This window comes from Patescibacteria group bacterium (assembly GCA_027858235.1).
In the GTDB taxonomy this organism is placed as follows: Bacteria; Patescibacteriota; Patescibacteriia; order Patescibacteriales; family BM507; genus BM507.
On record JAQIDC010000072.1, the window covers coordinates 43,866 to 55,070 of the forward strand.

At 33.7% G+C, this 11,205-nt stretch carries 9 protein-coding genes; all 9 read right to left on the minus strand.

Annotation, left to right across the window (positions count from 1 at the left end; all coding sequences use genetic code 11):
- Position 1 precedes the first annotated feature (1 nt).
- The 9 genes from PF572_06710 to PF572_06750 all read right to left on the minus strand — a co-directional run bounded on the left by PF572_06710 (position 2) and on the right by PF572_06750 (position 11,088).
- Positions 2-1,819: a hypothetical protein gene (locus PF572_06710; protein ID MDA3840744.1), complete on the minus strand. Its 1,818-nt coding sequence runs from the start codon at positions 1,817-1,819 to the stop codon at positions 2-4.
- A gap of 113 nt (positions 1,820-1,932) precedes the next feature.
- Positions 1,933-3,189, minus strand: coding sequence for a tyrosine--tRNA ligase (gene tyrS / locus PF572_06715; GenBank protein MDA3840745.1), 1,257 nt, complete (start codon positions 3,187-3,189; stop codon positions 1,933-1,935).
- A 75-nt stretch (positions 3,190-3,264) separates the two neighbouring features.
- On the minus strand, positions 3,265-4,758 hold the full coding sequence (locus tag PF572_06720; GenBank protein MDA3840746.1) for a DUF2779 domain-containing protein: 1,494 nt from the start codon (positions 4,756-4,758) through the stop codon (positions 3,265-3,267).
- A gap of 150 nt (positions 4,759-4,908) precedes the next feature.
- Positions 4,909-5,670, minus strand: a complete 762-nt coding sequence (locus PF572_06725; GenBank protein MDA3840747.1) for an alpha/beta fold hydrolase — start codon at positions 5,668-5,670, stop codon at positions 4,909-4,911.
- A 105-nt stretch (positions 5,671-5,775) separates the two neighbouring features.
- Positions 5,776-6,393, minus strand: coding sequence for a histidine phosphatase family protein (locus PF572_06730; protein ID MDA3840748.1), 618 nt, complete (start codon positions 6,391-6,393; stop codon positions 5,776-5,778).
- 41 nt (positions 6,394-6,434) lie between these two features.
- A complete protein-coding gene (locus tag PF572_06735; GenBank protein MDA3840749.1) occupies positions 6,435-7,235 on the minus strand; it encodes a hypothetical protein in 801 nt (266 codons plus the stop codon).
- 441 nt (positions 7,236-7,676) lie between these two features.
- Positions 7,677-9,038 (minus strand): PIF1 family DEAD/DEAH box helicase, encoded by a 1,362-nt coding sequence (locus PF572_06740; GenBank protein MDA3840750.1) that lies wholly within the window; start codon positions 9,036-9,038, stop codon positions 7,677-7,679.
- 52 nt (positions 9,039-9,090) lie between these two features.
- Positions 9,091-10,647 (minus strand): sucrose phosphorylase, encoded by a 1,557-nt coding sequence (gene gtfA, locus PF572_06745; protein ID MDA3840751.1) that lies wholly within the window; start codon positions 10,645-10,647, stop codon positions 9,091-9,093.
- A gap of 120 nt (positions 10,648-10,767) precedes the next feature.
- Positions 10,768-11,088 (minus strand): hypothetical protein, encoded by a 321-nt coding sequence (locus PF572_06750; protein ID MDA3840752.1) that lies wholly within the window; start codon positions 11,086-11,088, stop codon positions 10,768-10,770.
- Positions 11,089-11,205 lie beyond the last annotated feature (117 nt).

Below are 11,205 nucleotides of genomic sequence, written 5' to 3' on the forward strand. Positions count from 1 at the left end.
TTTATTTATGGAGAGCTCCGCCCCACTCAACTACAGTAAATCCTAGCCTTTCTTTTCTTTCAATTTTTTGTTCTGTAACTTGAGTATAATTATCTAGCCCTTCAAAGTCCATAAAGACTCTAATGACTGTATCTGGTTTTGGGTTGACTGTTAATGGTGCCATCTTCTCAAAATCAACTTGGGGCATAAAGGTTATAAAATAAAAATCACTAGCTTGCATTCGAGGTAACCAAAATTCTACAAAATCATCGTATTCTTTTTTAATTAAGTTCATCTCGGAAAGTTTCTCTTCTAAAAATGATTTAACATTTTCTTTCTTCACGACGAAGCCCTCGTCTGGACGAATATAATCCATCCCATAACCCTCCCAAAAAAGATAAGGATAAACATTGTCATCACCGTAATTATATATATCGCTATCAGGTGTAGCGCGAACATTCCAGCCATTGTTATAAGCTGGTTCTGTCACCGTAAATCCACCACTTGGTTCTACCCAAACCGACACGTTCATTTCCTGCTCTGGATAAAGATAAATAACAGGCTTACCACATTCAGCCATTGGAATAAATGCAGCATTGCTATATTCTATAAAATCCCCAAAAGGGTCTTGCCAATATATAATTGGTTTTTTTGTTAAAAAATCTTCGTAGCTCAGCTTCTCACTTTGCTCTGGGACATAATACATGTCATACATTTCTTGGAGCAATGACTTATCTCTTCCCTCCATAGTAAATGCTATGTCCTTAAGATAGTAATATTTTCCAGATGGGCCTTCTCCTATTAATGCTAAGTCATCAATACCTACGTAATCAACATAATTATAACAAGTACCAAAACTACATCCGCCTGCCTTTGATATATACTCATCAATATTTTTCTCACCATTTTTCCAAACAATATCTAGTACCGCAGGAACACTAGGAGCTATATCTCCGGAAGTTTTATCAAGTTTAGCAGTAGCTGAGTCAATATTATAATATCTGATAGTCCCATCGCCCTCTTCGGTAAAAAAGCAATCTGCTTGCGTGTCTCTATAAACAACTCCTCCCTCATAACTAAACATTTCTTTGGGGTTATCAACATTCATTTTTAATAAAAAAGGTTCCTCTTCTCTTTTTATTAAAAATATATCCGAATCAGGAATTTGGATTTTTTCTGGGGAGCTGTAGTTCAATATTTTTGTCCCACTGTCCTTCACGTATAAATCTTCATATATTCCCCACGGAGCATCTGAATAATTAGCTAACAAAACTAGTCTGCCTTCGTCTTTGACTACCCGGCTCATACTATCTCTATGAACTGGACCCTCTGGCCTATAAGTAACTATAAACAAATCTTTTCCTGAATAAGGACCATTATCAATCACTCCGACCTTGTATATAGTGTGTATTCTTGAAAATTCTTCAATTGCTATTGGGTTATATTTATTCTCACTTTTGTTATTATGAGTCTCCAATAAACCATAGATTTTATTATAATCGAACAAATCATAAAAAGTGCTAACAACTGGCCACTTGTTCCAGGTTACGGTTATCTCATCTCCCTTTAAAACTAGTTTATCATCATCACTATTCACTTCTTCAATATCCTCCGAGCTAGTCGCTACTTCATCTTGAATTTCATCGACGACATTATTATCTTGCACAACTTCATCTGAATCTAGATTAGTATTAACATTTTCAACAACGCTGTTTTTATTTAATCCTGAAAACAAAAAATAAAATGCAACAACGTTACTAATTAAAAGAAGGGCTACTATAACATATAATAAAACATTGCTCTTGTTTGTTTTTACTTCCGTTGTTTCAATATTTTCCATATTAATAACTTAATATTTATATTTATATTTATATAATATACCCTATCTATAATACAGTAAAGAAAAAAGCCTACACAAAGATTTGCGTAGGCTTTTTATATGTAAACCAAGAATTAAAAACTTAAAATAATCTTATTTTTCTTCCCTCTCTTTAAAATCGCAATTGTATTTGTAGTTAGTTTGGGATTTAGTCTAAACATTGTATCTGTAACTTTATCATTATCAACACTAACAGCTCCATTTTCTATAAATTCTCTAGCCTCTCTCTTACTTGAGGCAAGTTTTGAATCAACCAGAATATCCACAAGACTCATATCTTCATAGACATTGAAACTTGGTGCTTCTTTTAGTAAAAGCTCTTTTTCATCTTCATTCAAATTATTAGTTCCCTCTCCGCTAAACAAAATTTCAGCTATTTTTTTAATGGACCCGGCCAATTCCTCTCCATGAACAAACTTTGTCACCTCATAAGCCAGACTTTTTTGAGCCATTCTTTGCTCTGGATAATTTTTCATTTCATTTTCAATGTCTTTAATTTCTTCCAAAGACATTATTGTAAACAGCTTTAAATATTCAATGGAATTTTCATCATTTGAATTAAGCCAAAATTGATAAAATTCATATGGACTGGTTTTCTCTGGATCAAGCCAAACAGAATTCCCCTCACTCTTACCAAACTTTCTTCCTGTATTTTTATCAACTAGCAGTGGCACGGTTATTCCAAAGGATTCTTTTCCTGTTTTTCTTCTGATTAATTCAACTCCGGAAACAATATTTCCCCATTGGTCAGAACCACCAATCTGCAAATCACACTTTTTTTCTTGGTTTAGGTAAAAATAATCATATCCCTGAAGCAAGGTATAAGAAAATTCTGTAAAAGATATTCCGTTTTCTCCCTCCACTCTTCTGGCAACAGATTCTTTTTTAATCATATTGTTAACTGTAAAATGCTTTCCAACCTCCCTCAAAAACTCCATAACATTCATTTTAGAAAACCAATCATAGTTATTTACCATTTCAATATTGTCAATTTTCAAAAGTCCTTCAATTTGTTTTGTTAAACTTAGGGCATTTCTAGCCACATCATCTTCCTTCAGAAATTGTCTTTCCATGTCTTTCCCGGAAGGATCTCCAATCAAAGCAGTAGCACCACCGATAAGCAAGATAACCTTGTGCCCAGCCTGAAGCAAGTGATAAGTCAACATATAAACCACTAGATGTCCAACATGAATAGAACCAGCAGTTGGATCAACTCCAAGATAAATAGTCCTTTTTTCTTTTTCGTTCAAAATATCTTCCAACTTATCTGTTGAATATTGATATATATATCCTCGTTCTTTTAATTCATCTGCTAAACTGATTTTTATCATATAATGTTTTTAATAATATTAATATAATAATAGCTTTTTTTGGTTATTTTAGTCAAATTACTCAAAAAACAATTATCATCCATGTGAAATATTTTTTAATTTTTCATAGATTCTCACCATTGCCCAAGTATCCAATTTACAATATTCAAGTAAATCTCTTTTTATCATTTCTTTTTCTTCCTCGGAAGTATCAGGGGAAATCATTCTCTCCCATCGTTCACTGGCTTGGTCGCCTTTTGAAATATTTAGATTCTTGTATGTAAACTCTGGAACAATGACTGGTAGAACTTTTTTAATACTAGAACTCCCCATAAAGGCTGGATGAACATAATAATTATTTGAAAAAATTGTCATCAAATCAAACATCTTTTCGTTTATCACTTCAAAGAATTCCGCATGTTCAGGATGTAACTCGGCTAATTTTTGATTACGCTGTTTTTCGTATGTTTTATACCAAGAAACTACCGTCCCTTTTGTTTTTATATCTTCAACAATTCTTTCAACCAAGGGTTTAGTAATATCACCAACTGGTTCAGTTATCAAAAATTCTCTGTGTTCAATACTTCCATCCGCCTGCATAATGTGCAAGGAATACTGAAAAGGCACTTGTTCATATGCTCCAAATCCATCAAACATCGGAACGGCCGAGACAAAGCCTTCATAATCAAAAAAGTACAGGGGAAATTCTAGAGCATCGAGTTCTTGCTTAATGGCGACAGGATCAATTATGGGACGACCTAGGATATAGGCATCGTACTGCATTTTTTTGGCACCAGTTAATGCTTCTGGATTATCAATATCATCGAGAGAAAAAATCCGCCTATCTATCCAATCAAATAAAAGTTTTTTACTATTACCAATACGAGCGATATCATGGACAGAGTATTCGGGCACTTCTGGGTTTGAATATTGAAAAGTCGTACAATGATTATTCCTCCCTCGATACAAACACTCACAACCTTTTTCTTCCTCCATGGATAAATATTCTTTCATATCACTCATTTGATTTTGAACTCCCTCCAAAGAATCAGCCACCTCATCGCTCAGATCTTCAATAATAAAAAGTTCCCTATAATTTACCTCGCCATTCTTTTTATACTCTCTATTGAGATAAATAACTCCTGCTTTAATAATATTTATTCCACTTTTTTCTATAACACTTTTCTGAAAAGCAAGATCATGAATATAGTGATGAGGCTCTTTTCTTTTTATCTCATTGGATGCCTTCACCTCATAAAGTTCATAACCATCATTTTTCTTATCGTAGACAAGAATATCAGCTCGAATAAAAAAAGACTCTTCCGAAAAAGTAGCCTGAAAGATAACACTCTCTTTTTTTTCTAAATATTGCTTAGTATCCAAAACAGCATCATTACCCTGAGAATCAACCAATACCCCTTCCGGGAAAAGATTCCTAGCCTCAGCATCCGCCATATTCCCCTCCTCAATAATCTTCTTCTCAAAAGCAGACAATTCCACCCCCTCAAAAAGACTCGGTTTATGTTTCTTCAACCAAAGATTCTTTTTACAAAATGTATATTCAAGATAATCTGTTTTTGTTATGAACATTTTTTTTAAATTTTAAATCTTTAAATAGGGTACTCTATAGAGTACCCTATAGAGTACCCTATTTTTATTTCGATATCAACAGGTCATGAATGTGGGAAAGATGGACCTAACCCCAATTATTGTAATTATTTTATATTTTCATAAATATCTTTATGAAATAATTAGTTTAAGGATTTCATTATTTATAATTTTTATCTCTTTATCGTTGTGGCGATAATTATGACCAATCTCAGAAATATTTACAAACTTTTTTGGATCATTGGCATTGTCATAGAGTTTTTTAACATTCTCTGGTAATATCATTTCATCCAATTCTCCTGCAATTAGAATAATTGGTACTTTAACATTTTTTATGTCTACTAAAGCGCTGTATTTATCTCCATCAATTACATGGGCAAATGGAAGTTGAAATTCTATATATTTTTCCACATTAGCTGGCAAATCTCGCTTTGCAACAAGAAGCCCTCTATCTTCCCATTCTCTGCGCCACTGTCCATCTCTTATTGGACCAGAAGATGGCATAATACCGAGAACTGTAGTTATCCTTGAATCTCGTGCCGCATACAAAATAGAGAGTTGTCCACCACGACTATGACCACCAAGCAAAATCTTCTTATACTCATTCTCTTTATTCATATATTCAAAAACATTTTCTATGTCTTTTAAACACTGAGAATTGGTATATTCGGATATGTTTCCATCGCTTTCCCATGTTCCTATTGGATCAAATCTGACTGTAGTATATCCATTCTCACTCAGTAACACAGCTAATTTTTCTAAATGATTATAATCTTTTGAATCTAAAAAACCGGGGCACAAAATAGCTAGCTGATCTGTTTTAGAGCTAGACTTATTTATGACCGCAGAAATATTTCCTTTCTCAGTTGGAATTTTTATTTTATTTACTTCCATAGGCTATAATCCTAAATTTATTATCAATATTCAAGATAATATGTTTTCGTTACGAACATCTATAATACTTTAAATATTTTCTTAATATCTATATATTAGCATATTCTATAAAATTTTATTACTATTAGAAATTTCGAAAAATTCCATTATCTTTTTTTCTTGTTTTATGAATTTATTTATTAACTTGGGATTATTCCCGAGAAAATATTTGTTGAGATTTTGGATTTGATATATTTTTATAAAAAATGTATGAGAGAGACACAAAATATTTTTATATTCTTTTGAGAGTTCTTCAAGTTCAGTATTTAATAAATTTATTCTTCCTATTAGTTGTTCTCTTTTTTCAAGAAGATTATTATTTATAAATTGTTTGATAAATATTCTTCTCACTTCATTGCTTCCTTCTTTTTCATAGCTTTCCTTTGTGCAGTCTTGTGATATGTCAAAATGTATTTCTTTTAACAAGTCAGTTTTCCTGTATTTAACTTCTGTGTTTAAATAATTGTTTTTTAAATATTCAAAACTCTGCGTTGATCTACCCAGACTTGAAAAGAGAACAAAATCAATTTTAGCCAAGCTCTCCCTGTCTAGCTGAAAATCTTTTATCAGGTCTTTATCAAGAGGTGGATTATATTTATTCTGAGTCAATAATTTGACGCTTTCGAATTTTGATAAATTATTTTTTGTTGGACTATATGGTCCTATTTTTATAAATTTGAACATAGCTTTTATACTGCCTCATCCGAAGATAAGGCAGTATATAATTAATACATTTGGCTATCAATTATTCCCAGAGGGATTTTAGGAGTATTCTCAAGACTTTCATGTCCTTTGAAAAACTTAGCAAGATGAAAGTTCGTCAGATTAGTTGTTAAGTGATTAACAATAATAACATTATCACCCAAAAACCTCTCTCTAATCAGTGTACCATGAGTTACATACAAACTCATGCCATGTGCAGCTGCTTCACGCAACTCATCTCTAGAGAGCGCTCGTCCTCGAAAAAGTTTTGCCAGCTCAGCTCTCTCAGCTACAAATGAATTGAACTTTGAACTGAAATCACTATGCTCTGCAGCAGCTAATATATTTCTAGCTACCTCTTCCTGATGAAACAAATAATCAATCTCTGAATAAAACTGACTAAAGGTCATTACACCGCATTTCCTCGTAGCCATTTTCTCTATATTTATTACTGAGTGACAACACCTTCTGATATATTCCTCCTTACTTCCCGCTACCCTTTCAAAAAATTCTTTTTGAGCATCAACCAGTTCTGGTAAATCAGCGACCAAAATCGTCCAATCGACCTCGAGTCCAATCTCACTGAGACTATCCAGAAAACCAGGTACTGCACGCAAATGTCTAATAGCTGTCAGACTCGCACTCTCCCCTAGGTCCCCATTAAAAACATATTTCTCTCCATCATGGGGATAATCTGGACATACCGTAGAAACAACACGTACTCTCCCGTTCATCTTTCTTATTCTTCTCTCATCTTTTCTTGAGAAATATATTGGTAATCCGAACTCACTAAATGCACTGTAGTTATCAAGATTAATCTTCATAGCTAACTCCTCTCTTGGTTAGTATTGATAGTTTAAAAGAACAAAAAAATCCCTCATCTCTTTGCCAATTACAAAAGTAATTGACAAAAGGACGAGGGATCAAGACCACCCGCGGTACCACCTTTATTATTTTGAATCAAACTAACGAATTAAAAAATCCGTCAGTAAAACGGATTCAAAATCACTTTTACTGACTCATGACCTTCATATGAAGCGACATCAGATATCCCATGATTACGGAGGAAACCGAGCTTTCACTAACGCAAAAGCCATCCTGCAAAATTTGCCAACTAGTCCCAACCCCCGGCAAACCCGAGGAACTAATTATGGATTTTCTAATTTTTAATTAACTAAAAATAGATTATCATTATATCAATTTTTTGTCAAAAACTGGACTACTATATTTAAAAGTCTTAATTCAAAATCTTTCCTCAATCATTCCTAATAACGTGCTGTAAACAATCCCCCAACTGAATTACTTTCTTTATTGTTTTGTAAAAATGATTGTTGCATTTTCTTTACAGCAATCTTACCAAGCTCGCTGTATTCTTTCAAATCTTTTTTGGAATTTTTAATCAATTTTTTATTAAAATCAATGGCCTTGTCATTAACTTTTAAGGCTTGGTCGTTGATGCCAACTAGTTTTATTCCATCAAGTGAACGAACACGAGAAAGAGCAACGTAGCCCATTCCGTATTCAAAGGTTTTACTTAGGTCAATTTCGGCACAATCCAAACTCATTCCTTGACTCTTGTGAATAGTTATAGCCCAGGCCAAACGCAGGGGAACTTGGCTAACAGAGGCAACAGTCTCTCCCCCTTCTTCAATTATCCATTTCTCCTGAAAAGCGGTAATAAGATCGCCAGAAAAAGTTTCAATAATGGGGTAGTGATTATCATCATCAAAGCCGACAACACGACCCAGAGTACCATTTACAAATTTTTTGACAAAATTATTTTTAACAAACATCACCACTGCTCCAAGTTTCAATTTTAAAGCTTCAGGAGCAAGGCAGTATCCATTTTTTAAACTCTCGACCAAATATGGAACGCCTTCTGAATGCATCTCGTAAATATATCCGTCCTCCTCTAGTTTATCCAACTCAATATTATTGTGTGTATCAACATTTATATTGTGGGTGTGAAGTATTGTTGGTTTAATTTTTGATTTAATTTCTTTGTTCAATCTTCCCTGTAATAACTCGTGAGTTTTTAGGTTAGCGGTATTGTTTCTAATATCGCTAAGCACACTTAAAAACTTTTTATCTTCCTGTCTATGCTGTTCTTCGAGATAACATATTTTCAAATCCATATTTTTCCAAATTTTTGATTCCGTGACAAATCTATCGTCTTCCTTGCCTCTAGACACCGGGGGAAGTTGAAAAAAATCTCCACATAAAACAACTTGCATGCCACCAAATGGTCTCAAATCTTGTTTAAATACTTTGCAAACTTGGTCAATCAAGTCGAGTCTATTAGCATTCAGCATTGATATCTCATCAATAATCAAAACCTTAGCGGGAATAATTCTAGAAGACAGATTATCTTTTTCTTTTAAACCTTTTAGCTGTGAATCTGTAAGTTTTTCATTTATCCCAATTCCACACCATGAATGAATTGTCCGACCATTGATGTGTGAGGCCGCAATGCCAGTTGAGGCTGTTACTGAAACTTTAATTTTGTTCTTCTTTAAATATTCAATGTATTTATTTAACAAAAAAGTCTTACCAGACCCAGCTGGACCAGTAAGAAAAACATTGTTCCCCTGTTTTAAAATGTCGATAGCATCCTTTTGTTTCATCATTCAAATATATTTATGTCAATATTAATCAACCATAAAAGGCTCAATTCTAAATCTAGACCGAGAAAATTGTTCTTTCTAATTCATCTCTGATTTCAAAACTTTTAGTCTCCAAATCAGCTTTTAGACTCAAGCTTTTCCCGTTTTTTCTCCAAGTGATGCCAATAATATTTTCAGACGTATTGTCTAATTTATATTTTCCTCTAAACACTGGGTTCGAATTCCTTAATTTACAAAGCTTAAATAATTTCTTCACCACTTCTCTTTCTTTTTCCTGTTCTATCTCAGCTAAAGTATAATAGTGGCGGTTCACATCTCGGCCATTTTTTGTTTTATTTAAAAGCTTTTTGTCATTAGCCCCGACAAAAAGTCCTACATAATAAATTTGTGGGATGCCCGGCAAAAACAACTGGATAGCACGAGCTAGCAGATAGGCTTTATCATTTTTATCCAATGCGCTGTAATAAGTGCAATTAATCTGATAAACATCAACATTCACAGAACTACTGCCAGATGCTCGCGTGGCTGCGTTACCACCGTTTCGATAGACTTGATCTGTGGTCTTTTGAATTTCTTCTGGCGGTAATAAGTCTTCCACATCAACTACACCAATACCGTCATGTGTATCTAGGTTCGAGATACTGTTCTGCGGTCTAATCTTAAACCAATTTTTCAGATACTGCCCCCGTCCGCTAAATAGTGCATTCAGCATTAAAAAAGGTAGAGCAAAATCATAAACATAATCCACCCCATTCAAATGAGCTAGTGAGATTTGTGTTTTGTAGTGAAAATGAACTTCTGGCACAACCTTCATACCATGATGATGAGCATGTCGAGCCAACCATTTAATAAAAATATAGGTTCTCGGTATCAAAAAACTATTTGTACTCCTTTGTTTGCCAGCATAAGCAACTGCATCCAGACGCAAATATTTCACTCCCAGAGTTTCCAAAAACCGAATGTCCCGACGGAATTTACGACGGACCGCCAAGCTTTTAATATTCAAATCAATCTGTTCGGGAGAAAAAGTGCACCAAAGGTAGCGTTTACTACCATCAGCACGGATGAATTTCACAAAAGGAGAACCAGGACGTGGACGATAAATCTTTTTCAATATCAAACGGTTTACACCTTGCTCATGAAAAATGAAATCCAGGTTTCGCATAATTGTCACAATCTGACCAATGCTAAAATAGAAAAACCGACCTAATTTCGATTTCGGTCTTTTGTACCAACGCCGGGAAAAATATCTAGCATTGATAAAAAAATTATGATACTTGGACCTATCCCCTTTGGCCAAATAATCTTGAAAATATTTTGATTCTTTGGAAACATGATTAACAATCAAATCAGCCATGAGATTGTAATCAGCACTGATAGCAGAAAGATCCTCAACTCGTCCGAAAGCTGGATCAATCTTTCTATGCGTCAAAGGCGCAAAACCTCTATCCCCAGAGGATGGATAAAAAGGCAAAATATGAACACCTTTCACCACACTTTTAAGATGAGTATCTAGAACGTATTTCAAGTCATTCAAATTATTACCCAATGAGTCTGCGTAAGTAATTAACTGTACGCCCGAATTTTCTTTATATTCAATGTTATCTTTCATAATATCATTTTAACATATGTCAGATAATTTAAAAAACGCCACTCAATAAAGTGACGTAATCAAGTTTTTGATATTTTTTTAAAAAATTATAGAAAAGAGAAAAGAAAGGCCTGTCCCCAACTACTCGCAAAGAATATTAAATGCAGCAGTATAATAAGCTGGCTTCATCTTTATTTCAATTTCAGAAGCATTATTTATCATTTCCGCAATACTCACTCTTGAAGATTTTTTCAAAAGATCATAAGCATTCACATAGGTATCTGAAGATTTATTTACGGGATTCCCTTTTTTTAAGTTCACCATAAAATCAAACCTATCCCTAAACAATGTGTTTATTGCAGTTCTTTCGTCAAAACTTGAAAAATCAGGACTCTCTTCAGATTCCTTGATTGGTTCTTTTTTTTCTCTCCCACCACCTGGAAATTGTAATAATTCACCCATTCTTATTATTTCAATTACTTATTATGATTTTTTCTTTATCTTTAGAATATCACATTCTACATTATATGAAATCCTTTGTTTTATTTCAATATAATAAATTATGAAAGACTGGAAGCT

Bases quoted from the DNA above. Each gene is read 5' to 3' on its own strand.
- PF572_06710 (MDA3840744.1), bottom strand. From the start codon at position 1,819: ATGGAAAATATTGAAACAACGGAAGTAAAAACAAACAAGAGCAATGTT.
- tyrS (MDA3840745.1), bottom strand. From the start codon at position 3,189: ATGATAAAAATCAGTTTAGCAGATGAATTAAAAGAACGAGGATATATA.
- PF572_06720 (MDA3840746.1), bottom strand. From the start codon at position 4,758: ATGTTCATAACAAAAACAGATTATCTTGAATATACATTTTGTAAAAAG.
- PF572_06725 (MDA3840747.1), bottom strand. From the start codon at position 5,670: ATGGAAGTAAATAAAATAAAAATTCCAACTGAGAAAGGAAATATTTCT.
- PF572_06730 (MDA3840748.1), bottom strand. From the start codon at position 6,393: ATGTTCAAATTTATAAAAATAGGACCATATAGTCCAACAAAAAATAAT.
- PF572_06735 (MDA3840749.1), bottom strand. From the start codon at position 7,235: ATGAAGATTAATCTTGATAACTACAGTGCATTTAGTGAGTTCGGATTA.
- PF572_06740 (MDA3840750.1), bottom strand. From the start codon at position 9,038: ATGATGAAACAAAAGGATGCTATCGACATTTTAAAACAGGGGAACAAT.
- gtfA (MDA3840751.1), bottom strand. From the start codon at position 10,647: ATGAAAGATAACATTGAATATAAAGAAAATTCGGGCGTACAGTTAATT.
- PF572_06750 (MDA3840752.1), bottom strand. From the start codon at position 11,088: ATGGGTGAATTATTACAATTTCCAGGTGGTGGGAGAGAAAAAAAAGAA.